Annotated in this window: 28 protein-coding genes; 11 read left to right on the top strand and 17 right to left on the bottom strand. The window is 40.0% G+C overall.

The features are described 5' to 3' along the window. Positions 1 to 170: 170 nt before the first annotated feature. Positions 171 to 299, top strand: coding sequence for a protein YhfH (gene yhfH / locus AC503W_RS05060; protein ID WP_402867726.1), 129 nt, complete (start codon positions 171 to 173; stop codon positions 297 to 299). Between the two features lie 163 nt (positions 300 to 462). Here the strand turns inward: yhfH and AC503W_RS05055 are convergent, their stop codons facing one another. The 4 genes from AC503W_RS05055 to hemE form a co-directional block, all read right to left on the bottom strand. Beyond that, positions 463 to 1,038, bottom strand: a complete 576-nt coding sequence (locus AC503W_RS05055) for a TetR/AcrR family transcriptional regulator (protein WP_402955787.1) — start codon at positions 1,036 to 1,038, stop codon at positions 463 to 465. A gap of 142 nt (positions 1,039 to 1,180) precedes the next feature. Further along, on the bottom strand, positions 1,181 to 2,620 hold the full coding sequence (gene hemY, locus AC503W_RS05050) for a protoporphyrinogen oxidase (RefSeq protein WP_494916312.1): 1,440 nt from the start codon (positions 2,618 to 2,620) through the stop codon (positions 1,181 to 1,183). A gap of 24 nt (positions 2,621 to 2,644) precedes the next feature. Continuing rightward, complete coding sequence (gene hemH, locus AC503W_RS05045; RefSeq protein ID WP_494916311.1) at positions 2,645 to 3,577, bottom strand: ferrochelatase; 933 nt, start codon at positions 3,575 to 3,577, stop codon at positions 2,645 to 2,647. Positions 3,578 to 3,651: 74 nt separating this feature from the next. Further along, positions 3,652 to 4,695 (bottom strand): uroporphyrinogen decarboxylase, encoded by a 1,044-nt coding sequence (gene hemE, locus AC503W_RS05040; RefSeq protein ID WP_494917273.1) that lies wholly within the window; start codon positions 4,693 to 4,695, stop codon positions 3,652 to 3,654. A gap of 281 nt (positions 4,696 to 4,976) precedes the next feature. Here hemE and AC503W_RS05035 point away from each other — a divergent pair, with 281 nt between their 5' ends. Next, positions 4,977 to 5,495 (top strand): antibiotic biosynthesis monooxygenase family protein, encoded by a 519-nt coding sequence (locus AC503W_RS05035; RefSeq protein WP_407406190.1) that lies wholly within the window; start codon positions 4,977 to 4,979, stop codon positions 5,493 to 5,495. Positions 5,496 to 5,592: 97 nt separating this feature from the next. Here AC503W_RS05035 and AC503W_RS05030 read toward each other — a convergent pair whose 3' ends face one another. After that, positions 5,593 to 6,237, bottom strand: coding sequence for a phosphatase PAP2 family protein (locus AC503W_RS05030; protein ID WP_494916309.1), 645 nt, complete (start codon positions 6,235 to 6,237; stop codon positions 5,593 to 5,595). Between the two features lie 91 nt (positions 6,238 to 6,328). Here AC503W_RS05030 and AC503W_RS05025 point away from each other — a divergent pair, with 91 nt between their 5' ends. After that, positions 6,329 to 7,582 carry a M20 family metallopeptidase gene (locus tag AC503W_RS05025; protein ID WP_494916307.1) on the top strand — a complete coding sequence of 418 codons (1,254 nt, stop codon included), beginning with the start codon at positions 6,329 to 6,331 and terminating at the stop codon, positions 7,580 to 7,582. Positions 7,583 to 7,666: 84 nt separating this feature from the next. Here the strand turns inward: AC503W_RS05025 and AC503W_RS05020 are convergent, their stop codons facing one another. The 4 genes from AC503W_RS05020 to AC503W_RS05005 all read right to left on the bottom strand — a co-directional run bounded on the left by AC503W_RS05020 (position 7,667) and on the right by AC503W_RS05005 (position 10,961). After that, complete coding sequence (locus tag AC503W_RS05020; RefSeq protein ID WP_402867719.1) at positions 7,667 to 8,107, bottom strand: cell wall hydrolase; 441 nt, start codon at positions 8,105 to 8,107, stop codon at positions 7,667 to 7,669. 96 nt (positions 8,108 to 8,203) lie between these two features. Continuing rightward, the gene (locus AC503W_RS05015) at positions 8,204 to 8,914 is read right to left on the bottom strand and encodes an EcsC family protein (protein ID WP_494916305.1); all 711 of its coding nucleotides are present in this window, start codon (positions 8,912 to 8,914) and stop codon (positions 8,204 to 8,206) included. 102 nt (positions 8,915 to 9,016) lie between these two features. Beyond that, positions 9,017 to 10,225, bottom strand: coding sequence for an ABC transporter permease (locus tag AC503W_RS05010; RefSeq protein ID WP_494916303.1), 1,209 nt, complete (start codon positions 10,223 to 10,225; stop codon positions 9,017 to 9,019). Further along, complete coding sequence (locus AC503W_RS05005) at positions 10,218 to 10,961, bottom strand: ABC transporter ATP-binding protein (RefSeq protein ID WP_402990130.1); 744 nt, start codon at positions 10,959 to 10,961, stop codon at positions 10,218 to 10,220. Before AC503W_RS05005 ends, AC503W_RS05010 begins: the two co-directional genes overlap by 8 nt. Before the next feature lie 661 nt (positions 10,962 to 11,622). Between AC503W_RS05005 and AC503W_RS05000 the strand changes: the two genes are divergently transcribed. The 3 genes from AC503W_RS05000 to AC503W_RS04990 all read left to right on the top strand — a co-directional run bounded on the left by AC503W_RS05000 (position 11,623) and on the right by AC503W_RS04990 (position 13,994). After that, a complete protein-coding gene (locus AC503W_RS05000; RefSeq protein ID WP_402955763.1) occupies positions 11,623 to 12,045 on the top strand; it encodes an HIT family protein in 423 nt (140 codons plus the stop codon). 202 nt (positions 12,046 to 12,247) lie between these two features. Beyond that, complete coding sequence (gene serC, locus AC503W_RS04995) at positions 12,248 to 13,351, top strand: 3-phosphoserine/phosphohydroxythreonine transaminase (protein ID WP_494916300.1); 1,104 nt, start codon at positions 12,248 to 12,250, stop codon at positions 13,349 to 13,351. Between the two features lie 124 nt (positions 13,352 to 13,475). Continuing rightward, on the top strand, positions 13,476 to 13,994 hold the full coding sequence (locus AC503W_RS04990) for a tryptophan transporter (protein ID WP_402867713.1): 519 nt from the start codon (positions 13,476 to 13,478) through the stop codon (positions 13,992 to 13,994). Positions 13,995 to 14,115: 121 nt separating this feature from the next. Here the strand turns inward: AC503W_RS04990 and yhzF are convergent, their stop codons facing one another. Then, entirely contained in the window at positions 14,116 to 14,295 is a 180-nt protein-coding gene (gene yhzF / locus AC503W_RS04985; RefSeq protein ID WP_402955735.1) for a membrane protein YhzF, read from the bottom strand. 320 nt (positions 14,296 to 14,615) lie between these two features. On the opposite strand from yhzF, the gene AC503W_RS04980 reads away from it, so the two are divergent. Further along, the gene (locus AC503W_RS04980; protein ID WP_402867712.1) at positions 14,616 to 14,978 is read left to right on the top strand and encodes a YtxH domain-containing protein; all 363 of its coding nucleotides are present in this window, start codon (positions 14,616 to 14,618) and stop codon (positions 14,976 to 14,978) included. A gap of 188 nt (positions 14,979 to 15,166) precedes the next feature. Next, positions 15,167 to 15,745 (top strand): HTH-type transcriptional regulator Hpr, encoded by a 579-nt coding sequence (locus AC503W_RS04975; RefSeq protein WP_402867711.1) that lies wholly within the window; start codon positions 15,167 to 15,169, stop codon positions 15,743 to 15,745. A 2-nt stretch (positions 15,746 to 15,747) separates the two neighbouring features. Here AC503W_RS04975 and AC503W_RS04970 read toward each other — a convergent pair whose 3' ends face one another. Next, on the bottom strand, positions 15,748 to 16,074 hold the full coding sequence (locus tag AC503W_RS04970; RefSeq protein ID WP_402867710.1) for a DUF1878 family protein: 327 nt from the start codon (positions 16,072 to 16,074) through the stop codon (positions 15,748 to 15,750). 204 nt (positions 16,075 to 16,278) lie between these two features. On the opposite strand from AC503W_RS04970, the gene AC503W_RS04965 reads away from it, so the two are divergent. After that, complete coding sequence (locus AC503W_RS04965; protein WP_402867709.1) at positions 16,279 to 16,836, top strand: DUF3267 domain-containing protein; 558 nt, start codon at positions 16,279 to 16,281, stop codon at positions 16,834 to 16,836. Between the two features lie 98 nt (positions 16,837 to 16,934). Further along, positions 16,935 to 17,117 (top strand): hypothetical protein, encoded by a 183-nt coding sequence (locus tag AC503W_RS04960; RefSeq protein ID WP_402867708.1) that lies wholly within the window; start codon positions 16,935 to 16,937, stop codon positions 17,115 to 17,117. A 123-nt stretch (positions 17,118 to 17,240) separates the two neighbouring features. On the opposite strand, the gene AC503W_RS04955 is transcribed toward AC503W_RS04960, so the two are convergent. Both AC503W_RS04955 and AC503W_RS04950 read right to left on the bottom strand, forming a co-directional pair. Beyond that, positions 17,241 to 17,324 carry a YjcZ family sporulation protein gene (locus AC503W_RS04955; protein WP_402868526.1) on the bottom strand — a complete coding sequence of 28 codons (84 nt, stop codon included), beginning with the start codon at positions 17,322 to 17,324 and terminating at the stop codon, positions 17,241 to 17,243. Between the two features lie 179 nt (positions 17,325 to 17,503). Beyond that, positions 17,504 to 17,587: a YjcZ family sporulation protein gene (locus tag AC503W_RS04950; RefSeq protein WP_402868524.1), complete on the bottom strand. Its 84-nt coding sequence runs from the start codon at positions 17,585 to 17,587 to the stop codon at positions 17,504 to 17,506. Positions 17,588 to 17,790: 203 nt separating this feature from the next. Here AC503W_RS04950 and AC503W_RS04945 point away from each other — a divergent pair, with 203 nt between their 5' ends. Next, on the top strand, positions 17,791 to 18,651 hold the full coding sequence (locus AC503W_RS04945) for a peptidylprolyl isomerase (protein ID WP_402867707.1): 861 nt from the start codon (positions 17,791 to 17,793) through the stop codon (positions 18,649 to 18,651). A gap of 54 nt (positions 18,652 to 18,705) precedes the next feature. On the opposite strand, the gene AC503W_RS04940 is transcribed toward AC503W_RS04945, so the two are convergent. The 4 genes from AC503W_RS04940 to AC503W_RS04925 form a co-directional block, all read right to left on the bottom strand. Beyond that, on the bottom strand, positions 18,706 to 18,873 hold the full coding sequence (locus AC503W_RS04940; protein ID WP_402867706.1) for a sporulation YhaL family protein: 168 nt from the start codon (positions 18,871 to 18,873) through the stop codon (positions 18,706 to 18,708). A gap of 97 nt (positions 18,874 to 18,970) precedes the next feature. Next, a complete protein-coding gene (gene yhaM / locus AC503W_RS04935) occupies positions 18,971 to 19,912 on the bottom strand; it encodes a 3'-5' exoribonuclease YhaM (protein WP_402867705.1) in 942 nt (313 codons plus the stop codon). A gap of 127 nt (positions 19,913 to 20,039) precedes the next feature. Further along, positions 20,040 to 20,825 carry a (2Fe-2S)-binding protein gene (locus AC503W_RS04930; protein WP_402955732.1) on the bottom strand — a complete coding sequence of 262 codons (786 nt, stop codon included), beginning with the start codon at positions 20,823 to 20,825 and terminating at the stop codon, positions 20,040 to 20,042. A 221-nt stretch (positions 20,826 to 21,046) separates the two neighbouring features. After that, positions 21,047 to 21,454 (bottom strand): hypothetical protein, encoded by a 408-nt coding sequence (locus AC503W_RS04925; protein WP_402956034.1) that lies wholly within the window; start codon positions 21,452 to 21,454, stop codon positions 21,047 to 21,049. Positions 21,455 to 21,476: the final 22 nt, after the last annotated feature.

The following is a 21,476-nucleotide window of genomic DNA, read 5'->3' as shown; positions in this document are numbered from 1 at the left end:
CTTTGGCACTCCTTTATTCTCTCATGACTTCCCCATAAATATAAACTATTCTCCCCCTCATTTCATCTTTTTCATATATGTTATAAAACATTAGTTGACATTATCACTCTGTTATAATACAATAAATCTATAGAAATCAGATTAATAAAAAAATTCAGGAGATGATGTTCATGATTCAAAGTAGCGTAGAGTTCTTTAGAAACTTACCTCCAAAGCAGTGTGTGGATTGTGGAAAGAAAATTGAAGAACAGCACGAATGTTACGGAAACCAATGTGATCATTGCCTTACTGGAGAATGAGAGTTTAAGTGTTTTACCATCCAGTAGGATGATCCATATAGGGTTACACCAACTGACCTATCCCCAGATAAAAAGACGATTCCTTTTTTGGAATCGTCTTTTTATCTGTTCTTTTACAACATATGAACACAGGTATGAAGGTCAAAAGCCAAAAAAAGAATTATCAAGTAACTGATAACCCTTTGAATAAATATACTTTGAATAACTCGGCAATTTCTTCTTTCCCTAATGGTTCATGATACCGTTCCCAATCAAAAATGAGGGCAAGATACATTTTTAACATGAGGAAAGCGGTTATCTCCGGGTCACAGTCCTGAATGTAACCCTTTTTAATCGCCGCTATTAGTTTTTCTTTAATATACGACACTATGGCCTCTTCCATTTCATTCACCATATCCTGAACAGCCGGCGTCCCAATTTCCCTTTCTTCCTGAAGAAGTTTCAAGGATAATTGATGTTCCTGCCTGAATTCCAGAATACGATACACAGCTCTATGCAGATTCTCGAAGAAGGGTAATTCTTGATCGAAGGATTGTTCAGCTTCATACTTCATTTCCTCTATCATCCGTTGGACAATTTCTTTGAACAGCTCTTCTTTATTCTTATAAAAGGTATAGATCGTACCTTTACCTACATTGGCAATTTTAGCTACTTGATCCATCGTCGTTGCCTTGTATCCAAAGAGAGAAAAGGATTTAGTAGCAGCTTCTAAAATCAATTTTTTACGATCAACAGACATTCCTCACCCCAAATCTGACCAAAATAAAGAAACGGTCAATAAGTTCTATTATATCTTACCAAAACATCTCTTGTAATTCAATCGATTTACCAATATATGATTCACTGGCCTTCCCGTTTATCAATAAAACAGTGACTACCCATCAATGGACAGACACTGTTTTTATGGGAGTGGCATCGACTTGTTGAATGAAGTCAAAGACCTCCTTCACCACTTTCTCGGATTGACCGATGCAGTCTGGCAAACTGAAACCATCATAAGAACTGCCGGCAAGAAAGACACCGGGTAGTTCAGTTCTGATGCTTTCCTTTAACTGTTCAACCTTTTCTTTATGACCGACCGTATACTGGGGCATGGTCTTTTTCCATCGGCTGATCAATGCAAAGTCAGGCTCCCTGGTGATCGACATCGTTTTGTTCAGATCATCCAATACAATCCTTATGATTTCTTCATCTGATAAGTCCACCACCGTTTCATCACCGGAGCGTCCGATGTAACAGCGAAGTAGAATTTTTCCGGCCGGTGCCATATGTGGCCACTTCTTATGAGTGTATGAACAGCAAGTAACTGTATAATCACTGTTTCGTGACACCACAAAACCGCTACCCATTAATTCCACATTAAATGCGTCTTCATCGAATGCCAAAGAGATTGTAGCCACACTGATGGCTGACATTTCCCTTAGCATATCAAAGTAGGGGTAATTCGCAAACATGTTATAGCTAGCCTGATGGGGCGTTGCCACAATGACTGAGGCGGCATGAACCGTAGAATTATTATTCAATTGAATGACATATTCATCGTTCACTTTGTCAATTTCCCTTACCCTTACGCCTTTAAGGAAAGTTTCAGGGGCAAGTTTTCCTTCTATCGCCTGAATGAACGACTCCATCCCTGCCTTAAAGGTTTGCTGGTCTCTTCTTGTCGTGGAATATTCCTTGGAAGCGGTATTTTTCTTCAAGCCCATGATGAGACTACGATGTTTCTGCTGGGTTTCGTAGAAATCAGGAAACGTGGAAATTAGGCTGATTCCGTCCAGATCCCCCGCAACAATGTTCGATAAGACCGGTTCTGTTAGGTTCTCAAATACCTCATCACCCAGTCGTCTTCTGATGAAACCGCCAAATGACTGATCTTTCTTTTCTTTAGAACGAGGCAGGATTAAATCCGCCACAGCTCTCAACTTTCCGAAAAGACTGATGGATTGGGTCCTTAAAAAGGGAGCAAGTTGCATCGGAATTCCTATTAAAGTACCCTTTGGTAAAGGATAGAGCGTTTCCCGTACTAACACGGAAAGACTGCCATCCTTCATGCTTACAAGCTGTTCCTCCATACCTACTTCTCTCGCCAGGCGGACTACATGTGAATTCTGGGCTGGAAATGATTCTGGTCCTCTTTCGATGATAAAGCCATCCTTTACGGTGGTCTTTATTTTCCCGCCCAAGCGAGGGTCAGCTTCTATTAAAAGCACTTCATGAGGAAGACCTTCCTGCTTCAACCTTTTTTGAAGATAATAAGCTGAAGCAAGTCCGGTTATCCCTCCGCCGATTATGGCAATCGTTTTTATAGGCTGATCCACCATTCATCGCCCTCTTTTTAAAAATAATTATTTCTCATCCAGCTTATTTAAAACAATGGTAGCCAAGGCATCGATAAATGCCGGTTTTACATTTGGCATATCAGGACGGTAATATCCAGCCCCGATTTCCTCAGTAACCACTTTACACTCATAATCATTATCGTATAGGACTTCAAGATGCTCCGCTACAAATCCTACAGGAATGTAAATGAAAGCCTTAAATCCTTTTTCATGATAAAGGTCTCTTGTAAGATCTTGAACGTCAGGGCCAAGCCAAGGTTCTGGCGTCTGTCCAGCACTTTGCCAACCTACCGCATAATTGGAGACACTTGCGCCCTCGGCAATCAATTTTGCCGTTTCTTCAAGCTGCTTCGGATATGGGTCGCCCAATTGTAAAATCTTTTCCGGAAGACTGTGTGCCGAAACGATCAACGCATAATTATCACGTTCTTCTGACGTCATTTTCCCGATTACGCCTTTTAATTGATCCACCCAATACTGGATGAATTTCGGCTCATCGTACCAGCTTTCAACGGATTGAATGTTTATGCCATATTTGGCCGCTTCATCCTGCGCCCGTCCATTGTAGGACTTCACACTGAAAGTTGAAAAATGGGGAGCCAATACGATACTGACCGCCTCCGTGATGCCGTCATCATGCATTTGTTTAACCGCATCCTCGACGAATGGTTCGATATGCTTAAGGCCTAAATAAGCCTTGAATTCAATGTCGTCCTGGATGGAGTTCAATTGTTTTTCAAGCGCTTCAGCTTGTCCTGCTGTAATCTTTGCAAGGGGGGATAAACCTCCAATTGCTTTATATCTCCCTTTAAGATCATCCATTAATTCATCACTCGGTCTTCTTCCGTGACGGATATGCGTATAGTATCTTTCAATATCTTCTTCTGTGTACGGAGTTCCATAAGCCATGACTAAAAGGCCCATTTTTTTCGTTGTCATGAAATTACACCTCTTTAGAAAATTTCGATCAATCTATTTTGCATCTTTCAGCCATTACGTTTCAAATGATTCGCTCAGCCTTTTTTCATGCTTGATGAATATTCATGTATAAAAGCGGTCAACTTCTTCAATGTTTCCGGGTTCACATCAGGAAATACTCCATGTCCCAAATTGAAGATATAGCCATCCTGTTGCATACCTTGATAAAGGATTTCTTTAGCACGTTCCTCTATGATATCCCATGATGATAATAAAATGGCAGGATCCAGGTTCCCCTGAACCGTTTTCTGAATGCCCATTTCCCTTGCTTGTGAAATAGGTAATCTCCAATCCAGTCCTACTACATCGATAGGAAGGTCATTCCATTCCAATGCCAAGTGGCTTGCCCCGACACCGAACATGATTAGCGGTACACTTTCCTCACGTAACGAAGTGAATATACGATTCATGATAGGTTTGATGAACACCCTATAATCCTCGACATTTAAAGCACCTACCCATGAGTCGAAGATTTGCACGGCTTTAACGCCAGCTTTAATCTGTGCCTTCACATAGACAATGATCATTTCCGCTAACTTGTCCATTAACGCAAACCATGCTTTTGGCTCGGAATACATGAATGCTTTCGTCTTATTATAGTTTTTCGATGGACCACCCTCAATCATATAGGAAGCGATCGTAAACGGTGCACCAGAAAACCCTATCAATGGGACAGTCAATTGTTCGTTCGTCAATAATTTAATCGTATCCAGTACATAAGGAATATCTTCTTCCGGAGTCAATTCCCCTAATTTTTCAACATCTTTCAATGATCGTATCGGATTGGAAATGACTGGACCAATTCCTGACTTGATTTCAACATCCACGCCCAATGCTGGTAGCGGTGTCATAATATCTTTATATAAAATCGCTGCGTCCACATCATATTGTTCAACAGGCAATCTTGTTACAAAAGCGCATAATTCCGGCTGATGTGTAATTTCAAAAAGAGAATACTTTTCCTTCAATTTACGGTATTCCGGCTGTGAACGACCTGCCTGACGCATATACCAAACTGGCACATGATCCGTTTTCTCTCCTCTAGCAGCTTTTAAAAATGTATCATTCTTAATATCCATACTCATTAATATCCACCTTTCACACACTCAACGTTCCTTTTTTTATGTATCACTTACATAGAATATCAGATGGTAGTTGAATTTCAAATTGAATCTCCTTAAACTATAGCTTTTTCTAATATAGAAGTATAGCCAACCTAAGTATTTGTCAGAAATTCGACCTTTTTCGATAAAAACCTGAGCAAACGAAGTGACAAAACCAGTTGAAGGATCATGGTAAAAACATTACCTGTTGGGTAAAATGGGTATAGAGACTACTATTAACTACCGGAGGGGAAAATATGAATATATACATCACATCAGGCACATTCAATTTCATGAAAATAAAAAAAGATAAGCATCCAGCTGAAAAAATATTGCTCATGCAAAATGCGGAAACTACCGTTCTCTTACATGAGACAACAAGTAAAACCATTTTTGCCTCGCCACGTAAATACGAAGTCGTGGGTGGCACGGGCGAACTTCCTGAAAACGGGTATGTCGTCATGAACAATATCCCTGTCAGCGAAGAGGGCCGTCCTGTATTCGAGCATCGCTTTAAAAATATTTCTGGTTTCATTGAAAAGGAACCTGGCCTTGTCGCCCTTCGTATCCTAAGGCCAATCCATTCCGAAACATACGTCATCTTGACCATTTGGGAAAAACAAACGAATTTTTTAAGTTGGAAGAACTCAAGCTCCTTCGAGCAAGCCTTCCATAATAATGGATCCAATTCCCCGGTAACCAATTCAAGCCAGAAAATGTTCTCAGGCGAAGCCTATCTGACCCAATACACTTTAGTGAAGGATTCCGATGAATAGGCATCAACCATACATGAAAAGGCCACCCATTTTTGGGTATCGGCCTTTTCTTTTTTAAGACTGGCAAAAAACGGACGAATCACCCTTGCCCCTGGTTTCAAGGCCCCTCTTTTCCCCTAACCTCTTTCCTCTTAAACCATTGATATATGGATAGACAACCTACGCTATACGCCACCCCGAGGGCAAAGCCAGCCAAGACATCGGTAGGAAAATGGACTCTAAGGGCGATCCTGCTCATTCCGATGAGAAGGATTAGCAAAAGAAATCCAATGCCGGCTACCCATTTCAGTGATTTGGACTTTATTGCTTTAATGGTGAAATAAGCAACCATACAGTAAAAGATCATCCCTACCATGGAATGCCCGCTTGGAAAACTGAAACCCGGAGCTTCCACCAAGCTATATTCAGGACGATCTCTTTGGATCCATTTCTTTATCAATCTCTTTAAGAGGTCGCCTCCAGCTACTCCTATCGAGACGACTGCCATTGCCGTGTAATCCTTCTTTCCAAACCATAAATATAGAACGAGAACAAGACTGCCACAACCTATAAAAATGGATGAGCCGAGATAAGTGATTGTTTTAAAAAAAGGAAACCAATATGTAGTATCCACCCCTGTAAAGATTCTCGAAATAGTACTGTCAAAGGGTAATATGACTCCTTTTTCTACTTCGTTCATGATCATAATGAAAATGAACAAGCATATTAGTATGGCAGCAAGCTTCGAATATTTAATCATCATAAATGCTCCTTTATGTATGACCGATTTCCCTTTTACTCCCTCTAATTATGATATACTATTTACAAATAATCCAATGATTAGGAGGTTTGTGATGATTGAACAATTAGATGTTCTTCTCGAGGAGTCCTACGGGGAGATGGTATCGATCCGACGATACCTTCACCAATATCCTGAGCTCTCCTTTCATGAAACCAAAACAGCTGCCTTTATCGCCGAGTTTTATCGGAAACTAGGGATAGATGTTCGAACCAACGTCGGGGGAAACGGAGTAGTGGCAAAGATCTATGGTAGTAAACCCGGTAAGACCGTTGCATTGCGAGCCGATTTTGACGGACTTCCCATTCAGGATGAAAAGGAAGTTCCTTATAAGTCCACCGTTCCTGGCGTCATGCATGCCTGTGGACATGATGGCCATACCGCGACTCTTCTGGTTCTTGCCAAGACCCTTTATGCACTGAAGGATGAATTGGAAGGTGAATATGTCTTTATCCATCAGCATGCAGAGGAGTATGCTCCTGGCGGGGCTAAACCAATGATCGAAGCAGGCTGTTTAAATGGGGTGGACGTGATTTTCGGTACTCATTTATGGGCAACGGCCCCGACAGGAACCATTCAATACGCATATGGACCGCTAATGGCGGCAGCCGACCGTTTTGAAATCCTGATACAAGGTCAAGGAGGACATGGTGCACAACCTCATAATACACGGGATGCCATCGTGACTGCCTCCCAGCTCGTGGTCGCTTTACAGCAAATCGTCAGTCGTCGCATTAACCCATTGGATTCAGCCGTCATCACCATCGGTTCCTTCGTCGCGGATAATGCCTTTAACGTCATTGCAGACAAAGCAAAGATAGTTGGGACAGTCCGAACTTTCAAAGAAGATGTCCGTTCTTTCATTCGTGAAGAAATAGAAAGGGTCGTTAAAGGGATTTGCCTTTCTTCCGATTGCACCTATGACTACCAATTCCATCAAGGCTATCCAGCGGTCGTCACCCATGAAGAGGAGACCAGGTTCCTTATCGATTGCACCAGCTCAATCAAAGAAGTCCAATTCCTAGAGGAAGTTGAGCCAAACATGACAGGTGAAGACTTTTCTTATTATTTACAGAATGTCAAAGGAACATTCTTCTTTACTGGTGCCCAACCACGAAAAGACCCTACTTATCCACACCATCATCCCCTATTCGACTTTGATGAACGGGCCATGCTTATAGCTGCCAAGACATTAGGTACCGCGGCAGTCACTTATCAAAAGAAAAAACAACCACGAAAAGAACAAGACACTATTGCGAATAAAGGATTGGCATTGACTTATCCGAACAGCAAAAGGGAACCCCATTAATTCCAGGGGTTCCCTTTTGCACGAAATGAAGCACCTACAAGCGTGTTCTTTAAAAAACTGTAACATGGACGGAACATCCAAAAACTATCCCATATAAACACTTTCACATGTTCCAGGTTTTGGTTCATAAAAACAGTGATTTTTAAATTGGCCGGTGAAAGGCTGGTCATACCATGTTGGAGGGCACGCAGCATATGGGTTGAAGTACCAAAGAGCATATTTCGCTGGGTGTTCTCTCCAACTTTCCAAATTCCTTTTTGCTAATCTTCTTTCAGCCTCTCTCGATCTTTGATAAAATACATTTCCTTTTTGAACCGCTTCGAAAGAATAATTTCCTCCTTGAACCTGATAGACGACTTCAGGGATTGTTCTAACATTTTTAAAGTCTAAGCAATCTGCTACAGCACGATTCACAATGACATTCCCGACATATAACATTCCCTGGAGCCCTTCACCTTCGGCCTCTGCCCTCATCATCCTTGCCATTAAATCTACATCCGAACTTCGGTATGTTACTCTTGGCATGTTTTCACCTCAATATATAGTATGAAAAATAACTATATTCATGTCTGTTCATAAAAGTGAAACGAAGTTTTAAATAGAAACCGACGGGTACTCTAATCATTCTTTACTGGATAAAAGACGAATCCGATAACAATTGATCGCCGTCTCCCCAAGCTGTTCAAGTAAATGGTGGTTGGCATAGGCACCGACGGCCGCGCCAAACCCCGGAACAAGCTGGAACATTTTGACCACATCAATATAATCGCGATATTCTTGCTGAAAATCCTGCCAATTGATTTCCGGGTGATTGCCCCTATTCCAGTCCTGTATGACCCTTAAAGTCTCCATTTTCTTTTTCTCGCTTGAAAAAGCCATTTGGAAGACGTGAAGGATGAACAATCGTTCTTCATATTCGTTTGGGTCAAATCCATATAGGCGGGAAATCTCAAATAATAGCTTCATTTTTATGCTTAATAGCAGGGGGAAATCGACCATCCCAACCAATAGGCCTGCCGCACCCGTCCCCACCCCTTCAATGACCGCCGTTCTACGATGGCTCGTTACCTTTTCTTTTACCCACTCTTCTTTTTGTTGCAAAGATAACAGTATGACGTTTTTTTCTTTGGATATATACTTAGATCCTGACAACACAGCCCCCACCATGCTTCTAATGCTCTCGGAAATCATTTTATGAACCTTTGTCGGGATATAACTATTCACTTTGAGTTGAACCTTTTTGGAAACCCGCTCAAACTTGCCTGACTTCTTATTGACTTTCTTTGTCCATGAGGCGAGTTCAGATAGCGCCTTTTGCTCGTATGCATCCATTTTTCCCACCTCCATATTTCATGTATATACCGTCCATACAAGTTTTAGCTTTAATTTCTAAAAAATGAAGCTGATTTTTCAAAAGAAAAATCAGCTTCGCGTTTAAAAGTTCTTGATTTTTTTGGTGGCGTACTTTTTGAATCCCAGAATGAAGATGATCCCTAGAACCAATACGGCTAAAGTGGAAACCCATTCTCCTTTTATTAAAAGGATGAGGGAAAACAGTACAGCCTCAAATAAAAGGAAATAGGATATAAGTTTAATGACTGCGGTTTCCCTCATTTTTGCGGGCAATGGATATAAGGAGACCCAGACTTTCCATTCATGCACCTTCCAAACTGGTAAAAGCTGAAGGGCTGTCATGAATAGGAATAAGAAAGTGACGATTAAATGCGCCCAGATATTAGTAAACACCATCAGAATGATGCCGCCTATTACCGTTAACCGTATGCATAGACCTACATAATCATTCGATCTAAGCAATGTGCGGGCATACAGGTAATTATAGGTGGATTTTTCACCGTATGGGATGAAAGCTAAAAGCCAGTCCATCCATTTCCTGCGTGCTACCTTCCCTTTCAAGTGAGGAACATCCGTGAACATATTCGCGATTCTGTAAAAGGATGTCATCCGTTTGTTTTCAAGTTCCACCAAACGTTCCCACTTCAAAACAAGGCTTTTGGTGGCACTGCGGTAATACAGATATAGGCCAAACAGTAATACGAAGGTGACCAGTACATATAGGATATGGGCTCTGGAACATACAAAGTAAAGTATGACGCCATTAAGTACCAGGCGGAGAATCGAATCCCAGTGGCTCACTGATACATCCTGGTACTTCAGCACATGCCAGCACATGGACAAATTCAGATACTTCAATACGAGTAACACAACGAGTATGAACCCTAGCTGCTTACCGCTTGCACCCGTAACTTTTGCATACAATGGTACGAATACGATTAACATGATTAATAGCAAAAATCCTTGCATGACCCAACTGACCATCAGAGAATTTTTGAAGTAGCTTTTCATCTTCGTTTCAAGCGGCAGTAAAAACACGGTATCCGGTTCTTTTAAGAATGTATTGATGGGACTTCTAGTTACAAGGATGCCCAACACAAAGGCCATGATCAGTTCAGCCGGAAAATCACCATCCAGTGTTTTCACCCAGTCACTGTAATAATAAGCCAAACCGCCTAAAACCAACACCATCACGAAAACGAGATGGCCGTTAAAAATGTAACGAAGGTATTTTTGCATTTCCTGGATGTAGAGAATATACCGTTCCTTCCAGAGACCTTGACTATTCATGACCGTTCTCTTCCTTCGTTAACTGGATGTATAAATCGTCAAGCGTGGCTCCAGGCATGGAGAATTGTTCGCGAAGCTGCTCCAAATTACCTTTTGCCCGTATTTCTCCGTTGTGCAGGATGATGAAAGAATCGCAATAACGTTCCGCAGTAGCCAGGATATGCGTCGACATCAATATACCTGCCCCACTCTCCTTCATTTTCCTCATCAAATCAAGCAAAGACTGAATGCCTAGTGGATCCAGTCCAACAAATGGCTCATCGATGATATATAATGATGGTTGTATTAAAAAGGCGCACATAATCATGACTTTCTGTTTCATGCCCTTAGAAAAATGGGCCGGAAACCATTTAAGCCTTTTCTCCATGCGGAATTCCTTCAAGAGACCGGTCATTCTCTCTTTATACTCGGATTCTTCCAGACCATGAGCCATGGCCGTTAGTTTCAAATGTTCCTCAAGTGTCAATTCATCATATAAAATAGGCGTTTCCGGAATATATGTAAATTGTTTCCGATATGTATCAGGATCTTGGGCAAGTGTTTTTCCATGAATCGAGACACTTCCACCTTTAGGCTCCATGAGTCCAATAATGTGTTTTATCGTCGTACTTTTCCCAGCACCGTTGAGTCCGATTAACCCAACAAGCTCATTAGGCTGAATATCGAAACTTATTCCTTTCAGTACGGGTAATTTCGTGTATCCCCCAACTAGTTGCTTAATTTCCAATAAGGACATATAAACGATCCTTTCTATATAAACGTTCTTTTTACCATTTTACCAAATTCTCCTGTTTTTATATAGTCGAGTGCACCCAATTTAAAATTTCCTAAAATAACCAATTATATTTTTCTTACTTCTGGGCCATCATAATTAAGGAAGAAGGGGCTAGTCATTGCAAGTGATTCACGTCATATTGTAAATGAGGTGTCAGTTAAAGACGTATAACACTGAAATACCCAGAAGTTCCATTACAATTTATTCACATTCAAAATTGTAAATGAGGTGTCAGTCAAAGACGTATAACTGAACGATACCAGAAGCTTCATTATTAAAATCGTTTCGAGCAAGGAGATGGTTCTCTTGCACGTAAAAGCTGAAAAATCATTCATTCATTATCGAATATACTTTGGAAGTTGAAAAAACTTTAAAGATATAGGAGATGGTTGGTTTGAATGCAGAATCTCTAATCAGATGATCAAAATTTTACTCTATTGTAGATGAGGTGTTTGTCGCAGAGAATTTAGATGCTAATGCGAATATATAATTGAAGCCCACTTCCCCTTTTTCAAACAGGCAGGGTGCAACGTTTTCGTTGCATCCTGTTTTTATGTTTTTTCTTTTCCTGGGGAATCATGCTATGGTACGATTAACCAAAATAGTGAATGGAGTGTTTTATATGAGCGATTGCATTTTCTGCAAAATCATCAATGGAGAGATTCCAAGTACGAAAGTATATGAAAATGAACATGTACTTGCCTTTCTTGATATCAGCCAAGTAACAAAAGGACATACACTGGTGATTCCGAAAGTACATAAGGAAAACATTTATGAGTTAACACCTGAGATCGCCAAGAATCTGTTTGAAGTCGTACCGGAAATTGCCCGTGCCATGAAACAGGAATTCGAGCCTGTAGGATTGAATATCCTAAACAACAACGGAGAGGCCGCCGGACAATCCGTCTTCCATTTCCATATGCACTTGATTCCACGCCATGGTGAGCATGATGGATTCGGTGCCGTTTGGAAAACCCATACAAGCGAGTATACTCCTGAAGCTTTAAAAGGAATTGCCGATTCCATTTCGCAACACATCAAATAACATTTCCCTTTTTTGTTTATATCGGGAAATGCCAAGACCAAATAGGTTCCTGATTCCTTTAGGGGCCTATTTTTTACATGTTTTTACATAATGATTTCCCACACTAAAAATTCTAAATTTTCCTCCTATTTAAATTCGTTTTCTGTTAGGATATATATAGTCTTACATACTTTCACACATTACTGTATAGGAGGAACACACATTGAAACGTGCACGTAATTTTAACGCGGGGCCTGCCGCCCTTCCATTGGAAGTTTTACAAAGAGCTCAAAATGAATGGTTGAATATCGAGGATTCTGGCATGTCTGTCATGGAATTAAGTCATAGAAGCGCAGAATTCGAAAAAATCCACAATCACGCGATCCAAACGCTGAAAGAAATCATGGAAATTCCGGACAATTACGAAGTCTTGCTTTTACAAGGTGGAGCCAGCCTCCAATTTTCCATGGTTCCGATGAATATATTGAAAGATGGGAAACGTGCAGATTACGTCCTGACTGGTTCTTGGTCGGAAAAGGCTTTAAAGGAAGCCAAGAAAGTTGGGGAAACAGCGGTCGTTGCCTCTTCTAAAGATGATACATATACGTTCATTCCCAAAGTTACTGATATCGAAATCAATGAAGATGCTGCCTATTTGCACATTACAAGCAACAATACCATCTACGGCACTCAATGGAAGGAATTCCCTGAAACAGGAAGCGTCCCACTCGTGGCTGATATGTCGAGCGATATCCTTAGCAGAAAAATTGATGTTAGTAAGTTCGGCATCATTTATGCGGGAGCACAGAAAAACTTGGGACCATCAGGAATCACGGTCGTGATTATCCGTAAAGATTTAATAACTGATAATGACAAGATTCCTTCCATGCTTAATTATTCTATTCATTCTAAAAGTAACTCTTTATACAACACACCGCCAACATTGGCCATTTACTTATTATCCCTTGTATTGGATTGGGCAAAAGAACAAGGCGGTGTTGAAAAACTCGCACAAATCAATGAAGAAAAGGCTAAAGCCATCTACGATACCATTGATAACAGCAATGGCTTCTATAAAGGACACGCCCTTTCCGATAGCCGTTCACATATGAATGTTACGTTCACGCTTCCAACAGAAGAAGCTGAAAAGCAGTTCCTAAAGGAAGTAAAAGAAGCTGGATTCGTAGGGCTTAACGGACATCGCTCCATCGGAGGTTGCAGGGCATCCATTTATAATGCCGTTCCACTTTCCCATTGTCTGGAACTTGCTGCGTTCATGAAAAAGTTCCAAGAATCTTACAGCGCAAAAGAAACTCAAGCCCTTTGATATGTAGGTAATTTTGACTTCTAAAAGGCTAGGTCCTATGATATAATATTTTAAACTTCTTGCAACAAGCAATAGTGCATTGTTGAAGAAATTTAGTTGAGATGAGAATAGGAGAGATGAGTAAATGAAAACGAAAACCCTTGTGTCGATGTCCCTATTAATTGGGATTGGAGCGGCCCTCCATTTTATCATTCCTGGATTCTTCTTAGGAATGAAGCCTGACATGATGTTGCTGATGATGTTTTTGGCGATTGTACTGTTTCCCGAGAAAAAGAATGTATTCATCGTCGCCCTGGCTGCTGGAGCCATTTCTGCCATGACAACGACATTCCCTGGAGGACAAATCCCCAATATCATCGATAAGTTGGTCACAGCCTTTTTGTTTTACCTTTTATTCATCGGGATTAGGAAGTTTTCAACTTCCGTTATCAGCGTGAGTATCCTGACTGCCTTAGGAACCATCATATCTGGTGCTGTCTTCCTTGGTTCGGCTTATTACATCGTTTCCTTGCCAGGACCTTTCGTTGCACTATTCGGAGCTGTCGTACTTCCTGCCGTACTGCTTAACACAGTGGCAATCATCGTTATTTATCCAATTGTGAATGGCATTGTAAAAAAAACAAAGATACCCGTTCATGCTTAATCAGCAGGATTAACATACTTTAAAAAGCACCGGATGCCCGGTGCTTTTTTTTACACTCCTATATGGATTCGAACCAACACCCACTAGATTTCGCCAACTCATCCTAAAACCACTCGGGCACTTAATGAACAAGCACCCATAATAACCAGACCAAAAGCAGAAAGGCACCTGGGACCCCCAGCATGACTGCATTGGACTGAAGCACCCTCTTAGGGGGATAACTCCCTGGATGTTTTGCTCTTGCTAAAAAATACCCCATCCCGCACAGGCATAGTAGACCTAATAAAAATATCATTTTCATTGTAAACCCACCAATGCCATCAACAGAGCCGACAGCATGTTTTTTTATTATCTATATGCTGAACTTCCCTTTATATGTAAACTTCCAGAGTCTTCACGCTTGGTTTCCCTATCATTATTGAAAGAAAGAAGTTTAAAAAAATATTTTTGTGATATAAAGATAAAATGGTAGATCCTCTTCCATAAGGAAGAAAATTATGGTATTTTGTTATCAATAGCATTTATATCCCTATATAACATAATTTCCAATTGATGTTTTTCCTAGCAGGGATTTAGGCCATGTTAAGCGAAATGAATAATTATAAAATGAGGTGATTCTAAATGAAGGCAAAATCATTATTGATCGGCTTTATTACCGGAACAGTTGTAGCGGGTGCAGCCACATTACTTTCTACACCAACTTCAGGGAAAGACCTACGGAGTCGCATTAAAACAAATTCCGATGAAATTAAAACAACGATTGAAGAGTTGAAGGTTAAATTGCTGAATATTAAAGAGGACACGATGGAAGCGACTCAAATTAGCAAAGAAACGGTGAAAACTTTCATTTCGGATGTACAAGTCGTCATAGAGAACTGGAAGCAGGACATCGAACCGAATAAAACGGAGTTATTGAGGAATGTTCAAGAAATAGAGGAATCTTTAAGAGAATTGGAAACAACCATACCCTCTTCTAAAAACTGAAGGCAAAAGGAAGCACATTGTCGAATCTCCATTTTTACCATAAAAATACATCTTATTTTAGGGAAAAATGGAGAATTCATTGGCAATTATTAAATTTTCTAAAAATTTTGCTAATATTCTCTTTATTAATTTTTATTTTATTGTCATAATAATATATACAGAATCTGATAAGTAGGTGAGCCCATAAGATGCAGAATAAAAATTATTCTATGAAAGAAGCAATGATATTCAGTCAGCGAATCGCTCAATTAAGTAAAGCTTTATGGAAATCAATTGAAAAAGACTGGCAACAATGGATTAAGCCTCATGATTTAAACATTAATGAGCACCACATTCTATGGATTGCCTATCATCTTAATGGCTCTTCCATTTCCGATGTGGCCAAGTTTGGGGTCATGCATGTTTCTACTGCCTTTAACTTTTCTAAGAAATTGGAAGAACGTGGATTCTTGACGTTCTCAAAAAAAGAGAATGATAAAAGAAACACGTATATCGAAATCACCGATGAGGGAGAAAAAGTCATACTTGATTTAATGGAGACTTATGAACCAAGTAATAACTCCGCTTTCTCCGGAGCGATGCCCCTTCGTGAACTTTACGGTAAGTTCCCCGAAATGATTGAGATGATGGCTGTCATCCGTAATATCTATGGGGAAGATTTCATGGAAATATTCGAAAAATCCTTTGCTAACATCGATCGGGACTTTACTGACGTGGAGGGCAAAATTACAAAAAAAAAGATAGAGAAAGAAACTGAGGCCGTTTAATCTCACATTTTAGCCATTTCCTTCATGAACGATACATATATACCTTGTGAGAGGCAAGCCTCAATGCATTCTTTTATAGTTGTTTTGGGATTCAAATTTTTCTCCAGTTGACTAAAAAGCGGTCGAAAATTCATGTACCCTTCCGCTTTTTCTATTTCAAAGCGTTTGCTCAATACATCACATAAGGCATGTAATTCTTCGGCTTCCCTCTTCGTGAAATTTTTTTCCACGAAAAGATAATCCAATTTTGCCTGTGGATTATGAATTAACTTTAGTAGCAGTCGCTGGTGAAAACGGAGTATTTCGATTTCCTCATTTACACTTCTCATTCTATAGTCCCCAATCAATCATTATTTAGCATATGCATACAAAATCCATTATTATTTTTTCTGTTAATTTTCGTTACTCCACGAAATGCCCCACCAATCCTGAGCCTGGAAACTCCATCCTTTTTTATCTAAAAACAAAATCCATAAAACCTATTGCTTTTTCCATTCATTCATCGTAATGTATGTAAGTAAATTTAAGGGTCTATGGAGGCTGATTTCAACATGAATTCATGGAAAACAATTGACCTTTCAAAACAGTATGGGAGTTGCCGTCTACTCCTATTTACAGTTTTCACTATAATGATGTCATTTGTTTTAATATATACATTATTAAGCGTATTTTCACCCCATGTCATTTTGTATGACGATCAAACGATGGGATTTTTTAGCTTATTGCTCTTATTATATCCTGTTCACAAATTATTACACTACTTACCTATGAGATTAATATGTAAAAAGGTAAAAACATCATGGTCCCTCAGGTGGCATCTCGTACTTACATGCAAAGTATACGTGCATCACCCAATTCGGAAAAATCTCTATCTTATCACCTTGGTTCTACCCTTTTTCATCATGTCCTTTATTTTTATCGGTTGCGCCGTGGCTTTCCCACACTACACCCATTATTTCACCATTTTACTATCTTTGCATACAGGTTTGTGCGTGTCGGATTTCATTTATGTCAAGAACCTGATAGGATCACCCGGGCGATCCTTCATTGAGGAGCACGGAGAAGGATACGATATCCTAGTCCAAAAATGAATATTGCCTCCTTCCGACGCTACCAAGATTTTTAGGTATCTTTTTTCATTAATATTTGGTATCGTATTTATACATGATGTTATGCAAGGAGGGATTTTTTGATCTCGTTCTGGTTTATTATTTTTGCTATTGTGATTCTTTATAATATTAATAGAATGACAAACTCTTTATGTATTCAAAAGGAAATCTCTGAAGAAAAGCAACCTAAAGTATTCAGGACCATTAATGTGTTGATCACTATTTTGTTATTATCCTCCTATATTGAAGTTTTATATGTGTAAAGGGAAGCCCTTGCGTATATACTGATAATAATCATTACATACCTGCATTAATGTGGTATTCCAACGCTTCTATCCACATAAAGAAAAAGGCGAAGCACACGGCTTCGTCTTTTTTGTCTTTTCTTATAACCAGGATGCGCCAATGATTACTAATAGGATGAAAAGAACGACTATTAGGGCAAAGCCCCCACCAACTCCTCCAGACATTGATCTTCCTCCTTCCCATTCCAGATTAAGATTACTTTCATGCACACTCTTATAACCCGTAAAAAAAATACATTTCATCAGGTTTATTCACCATGTGTAAATTTCATGAGCGGCTACCCTATCCTATTCATCTCCATTCCAAAAGGAGTGGGCACTTTTCATATTAATGTTGTGTTCGGCTAACAATATGCGACCGCAGCAATCATTAATAAGACGAATAAAACAACCAATAAAGCAAACCCACTGCCATATCGATTACCCATAAAACTACCTCCATTGTTGTCTTCGATTTATCATATGTAGGGATTCAGGATATGGGTGGGCATACACCCAGTTTTTTTGAAATTCTTAAAGGTACATCAATATATTATTTTTTGTAAAACAGCCAAAATATGTTATAGTTAGTTTTGTGGATAATCGAATAATTACAAAAAAAAGAAACTTAAAAATTAGGAGTTGTTACTAAATGAAGAAGTGGGCATTATCGGTTGCCGTAGCTGCTGGACTGATCGGACTTACAGCATGCAACAGCGACAAAGAAGCAGTAGTGGAATCAAAAGCTGGAGATATATCAAAAGAAGAGTTTTACAATGTGATGAAAGACAGATACGGTGACCAAGTCCTTCAGGAAATGGTATACGAAAAGGTTCTTTCAGATAAATACACGGTAACGGATAAAGAAGTTAAAGCTAAAGTAAAAGAGCTTAAAGATCAAATGGGCGAAAACTTCGACTCGGCTTTAGCTTCATCTGGATATAATAGTGAAGCAGATCTTAAGCGTGCACTTAGAATCGGCATGCTTCAAGAAAAAGCGGCCATCGCGGACATTAACGTGAAGGAAGCGGAAGTGAAAGAAGCTTACGAAAACTACAAACCAGACCTTAAAGCCAGACATATTCTTGTGAAAGACAAGAAAACGGCTGAAGAAGTCAAAGCTAAATTGGACAAGGGTGGAGACTTCGCCGCACTTGCGAAAGAATATTCCACTGATACAGGAACGGCTGCAAAGGGTGGAGATCTTGGTTGGTTCAGTACAGGTGAAATGGTTCCGGAATTCGAAACAGCTGCAGCTAAGCTGAAAAAAGACGAAATCTCCAAGCCAGTAAAATCTGAATTTGGCTACCATATCATCCAATTGCAGGATAAGAAAGAAAAAGAATCGTATAAAGATATGAAAAAGGATCTTGAATATAAACTAAAAGTGGCTAAAATTGACCAAACTAAAGTTCAAAATATTTTAGATTCCGAAATTAAAAAAGCAGACGTGAAGGTCAAGGATAAAGAATTGAAAGATTCCATCACATCCGAAACTGCTACAGAAAAATAATAGTCACCACTAAAAAGCGACAGGGACCACCCCCTGTCGCTTTTTACTATTATCTTAGGCCTCTTTTCGTTTCTCTCTTTCCTCTATCATACGGTCTATATATTTCTGCCCTTCCTTTTCAATCCACGCTTCGTCTATCATGCGTTCTTTCCTCGCTGTCCATATTGACATAACGGCACTGACAATGATTCCAATAAACACGAACCAGATCCATATTGGCATGTCCATTCTCCTTTCAAGATCCCCCATCGTTTTACTAGAGCATATGCAGGAGATAAAAAAATATGCTTCTTTCCCGGTTAGGAAAGAAGCATATTCATTATTTAAAGGTTGGTTTATAGAATGAACGATTATCCAGTGCAAAGACTCTTTCGGTGAATTCCCCTGGTTTCACTTTTTCAAGGGCCCGATCCATCATATTGATTTTGGCATCCATGTTATCTATATAATGAAGGACTTCCGCTTCCCTCACCATAGGCGGTTTCGGACTTCCCCATTCCGCTTTTCCATGATGACTCAAAACTAAATGTTTCAAAATCATTATTTCTTCGGTATCGATTCCAAGTTCTTCTGCAGCTTTGCCCACTTCATTCACCATGATCGTGATATGGCCAAGCAGGTTCCCTTCAACCGTATAAACAGTTGACACAGGACCCGATAACTCATGGACTTTACCTAGATCATGTAAAATGACCCCGGCATATAGAAGGTCCTTATCAAGGGATGGATATAAGCCTGAAATGGCCTTTGCAAGCCCCAGCATGGACACGACATGGTAAGCTAGGCCCGACATGTACTCATGATGGTTCTTAGTGGCAGCAGGGAATGTTAAGAGTTCTTCCTGATACTTCTTGACCAGATGCCTAGTCACTCTTTGGATATTCGGATTTCTCATTTCAAAGATGAATTGGGTGATGGTCTCCATCATTTCTTCCTGACTTAGAGGTGCCGTTTGAATCAAATCGCCTTTTGTGACGCCATCAGCATCCGTAGTCAGTCTAAGATGACGAATCTTCAATTGACTCCGACCGCGATAATTCTGAACCTCTCCTTGTACCTTCACCGTAGCCTCGGCACTGTACGTTTTTTCATCAGCCTCTGATACATCCCAGAGTTTAGCCTCGATTTCACCCGTTTTATCAGACAAAATCAGCGTCAAAAATGGCTTGCCATTACTCGCAACCGCCTTTGTACTCGTTTTGATGTACATATATATATCTACTACTTCACCAATTCCATAATGAATGATCCCATTGTTCATGCGACTGCCTCCGTTCAATTAAATATCAACATTATAACATACCAATTTGGTTAGTGCGTTTAGTTTCTATTAAAGTGCACATAAGAAAACCAGGCTTTACTTACAGCCTGGTTCCTAGACAAATCATTCAACAGTTACTATTGGGACAATAAGGGCATTTCATTTGACCTTCGATTTGATAATATAAACAGCATGTCACACGCTTATAAGAATTCATGGATTCAGGTACCGTCTTTTCCCCGATGAAGCGTTTGAATGGTGACCGCTTTTCCATCCCCAGCCAGATTTCATCATCCAGCAGATTTTCGATATCGGCTTCCACTCTTTCTTTGATATCACATTGCTTCAACAACTCTGAATACATCCAGACCGTATACCCCCATATATTTTCCCAAAGTATAAGTCTTGATACTTTAGTAGATTTAGAAAGTGGGACTATGACATCAGCGCCAAATTTATTTAATACAGTATGTAATGCTTGTTGGCTTTCCTTCTCCGGAACATCGCTCCAACTATTTTCTTTCAGCCAGAATTTTGGAAACCATTGCACATCTGCAGGATCATCCAGAATGGCCAAATCAGAAAGCGAACCATTCCAAACAAGCCGATGCTTACTGATCATGTACAATTGTGCCGTAATAAAAAATGCATAACGCCTGAACCACATGGAAGCGGCAACCCTAGGAGTATCTGCTCCAGAGCGGATTATTGCATAACCAATCAATTCTTCTATATCCTCCACGTTTCTTGGATTGTTTATCTCCTCTTTAAAGGAAATCCGATACGTTTGCAGCTCTTCTTCGATTGATGGTGACACCTTATGAGGTTGAGGCATTTCTATATTCATTCCATTTATAATTGATTTTTCAGCATTACCACATGATAAAGACTGGGTTTTAAGAGATGGACTCATTATACTACTCCCCTTTTAGTCTATTAATCCTAGTTTAATGAAAATGATTCTCAATGTCAATTAAAAAAAAGAAAGATGCCTTCATTTACGCTCAGATCCTTCAGCTTATATACTGGAAACCGACATACGCGTCCATAGGAATCCCGAAGACCCTTCAACTATCTCCATTCGAAGTCATGAGTCGATGTGAAATCAAAAAACCCTCCAATTCCGGAGGGTTTTCAACCAACAAGTACGTCTTTTGTACAATAGCTCAGCGACTCATCCCTAACTCTACTAAATAAGCCTTGATCGATGAATGGAATCAGTTCACCTGCAATGTTCCAGGCATTGAGTTCTATTTGATAGAGCGTTTCCCGTTTACTCGGACCAACTAATTCCATGCTCAACATGGAAAGGTCCGGGTCCAATGCATGGCCCATCTCATGGGCAAAGATGATCCATACATATTCCTCAAGCCTTTCGAGGGAACCAAGTAAACGTTGCAATTGGATTTCGATATCTTTTTTATATAACGTGATGGTATGTTTCGAAACCGAATACTTCCCGCCAACACACCGTCTGTCAGGAAATTCATCCTCGATGAGTAACTGTAGCGAAGCATCATATCGATTCAAAAAATCATGCATGTCCAAATTCGTTCACTCTCTT

This window comes from Peribacillus suis, assembly GCF_059384845.1.
This window is presented reverse-complemented; position numbering and strand designations above follow the sequence as displayed.

Excerpts from the sequence above, each read along its gene's own strand:
- AC503W_RS04975 (WP_402867711.1), top strand. The coding sequence starts at position 15,167 with ATGCAGAATAAAAATTATTCTATGAAAGAAGCAATGATATTCAGTCAG.
- AC503W_RS05005 (WP_402990130.1), bottom strand. The coding sequence starts at position 10,961 with ATGTCCTTATTGGAAATTAAGCAACTAGTTGGGGGATACACGAAATTA.
- AC503W_RS04980 (WP_402867712.1), top strand. The coding sequence starts at position 14,616 with ATGAAGGCAAAATCATTATTGATCGGCTTTATTACCGGAACAGTTGTA.
- yhzF (WP_402955735.1), bottom strand. The coding sequence starts at position 14,295 with ATGAAAATGATATTTTTATTAGGTCTACTATGCCTGTGCGGGATGGGG.
- AC503W_RS04970 (WP_402867710.1), bottom strand. The coding sequence starts at position 16,074 with ATGAGAAGTGTAAATGAGGAAATCGAAATACTCCGTTTTCACCAGCGA.
- yhaM (WP_402867705.1), bottom strand. The coding sequence starts at position 19,912 with ATGAACAATGGGATCATTCATTATGGAATTGGTGAAGTAGTAGATATA.
- AC503W_RS05055 (WP_402955787.1), bottom strand. The coding sequence starts at position 1,038 with ATGTCTGTTGATCGTAAAAAATTGATTTTAGAAGCTGCTACTAAATCC.
- AC503W_RS04925 (WP_402956034.1), bottom strand. The coding sequence starts at position 21,454 with ATGCATGATTTTTTGAATCGATATGATGCTTCGCTACAGTTACTCATC.
- hemH (WP_494916311.1), bottom strand. The coding sequence starts at position 3,577 with ATGACAACGAAAAAAATGGGCCTTTTAGTCATGGCTTATGGAACTCCG.
- AC503W_RS05025 (WP_494916307.1), top strand. The coding sequence starts at position 6,329 with ATGATTGAACAATTAGATGTTCTTCTCGAGGAGTCCTACGGGGAGATG.
- AC503W_RS05035 (WP_407406190.1), top strand. The coding sequence starts at position 4,977 with ATGAATATATACATCACATCAGGCACATTCAATTTCATGAAAATAAAA.
- AC503W_RS04965 (WP_402867709.1), top strand. The coding sequence starts at position 16,279 with ATGGAGGCTGATTTCAACATGAATTCATGGAAAACAATTGACCTTTCA.
- AC503W_RS05010 (WP_494916303.1), bottom strand. The coding sequence starts at position 10,225 with ATGAATAGTCAAGGTCTCTGGAAGGAACGGTATATTCTCTACATCCAG.
- AC503W_RS05015 (WP_494916305.1), bottom strand. The coding sequence starts at position 8,914 with ATGGATGCATACGAGCAAAAGGCGCTATCTGAACTCGCCTCATGGACA.
- AC503W_RS04955 (WP_402868526.1), bottom strand. The coding sequence starts at position 17,324 with ATGTCTGGAGGAGTTGGTGGGGGCTTTGCCCTAATAGTCGTTCTTTTC.
- hemY (WP_494916312.1), bottom strand. The coding sequence starts at position 2,620 with ATGGTGGATCAGCCTATAAAAACGATTGCCATAATCGGCGGAGGGATA.
- AC503W_RS04940 (WP_402867706.1), bottom strand. The coding sequence starts at position 18,873 with ATGCCAATATGGATCTGGTTCGTGTTTATTGGAATCATTGTCAGTGCC.
- yhfH (WP_402867726.1), top strand. The coding sequence starts at position 171 with ATGATTCAAAGTAGCGTAGAGTTCTTTAGAAACTTACCTCCAAAGCAG.
- AC503W_RS04950 (WP_402868524.1), bottom strand. The coding sequence starts at position 17,587 with ATGGGTAATCGATATGGCAGTGGGTTTGCTTTATTGGTTGTTTTATTC.
- AC503W_RS05000 (WP_402955763.1), top strand. The coding sequence starts at position 11,623 with ATGAGCGATTGCATTTTCTGCAAAATCATCAATGGAGAGATTCCAAGT.
- AC503W_RS05020 (WP_402867719.1), bottom strand. The coding sequence starts at position 8,107 with ATGCCAAGAGTAACATACCGAAGTTCGGATGTAGATTTAATGGCAAGG.
- AC503W_RS05030 (WP_494916309.1), bottom strand. The coding sequence starts at position 6,237 with ATGATGATTAAATATTCGAAGCTTGCTGCCATACTAATATGCTTGTTC.
- AC503W_RS04945 (WP_402867707.1), top strand. The coding sequence starts at position 17,791 with ATGAAGAAGTGGGCATTATCGGTTGCCGTAGCTGCTGGACTGATCGGA.
- hemE (WP_494917273.1), bottom strand. The coding sequence starts at position 4,695 with ATGGATATTAAGAATGATACATTTTTAAAAGCTGCTAGAGGAGAGAAA.
- AC503W_RS04930 (WP_402955732.1), bottom strand. The coding sequence starts at position 20,825 with ATGAGTCCATCTCTTAAAACCCAGTCTTTATCATGTGGTAATGCTGAA.
- AC503W_RS04990 (WP_402867713.1), top strand. The coding sequence starts at position 13,476 with ATGAAAACGAAAACCCTTGTGTCGATGTCCCTATTAATTGGGATTGGA.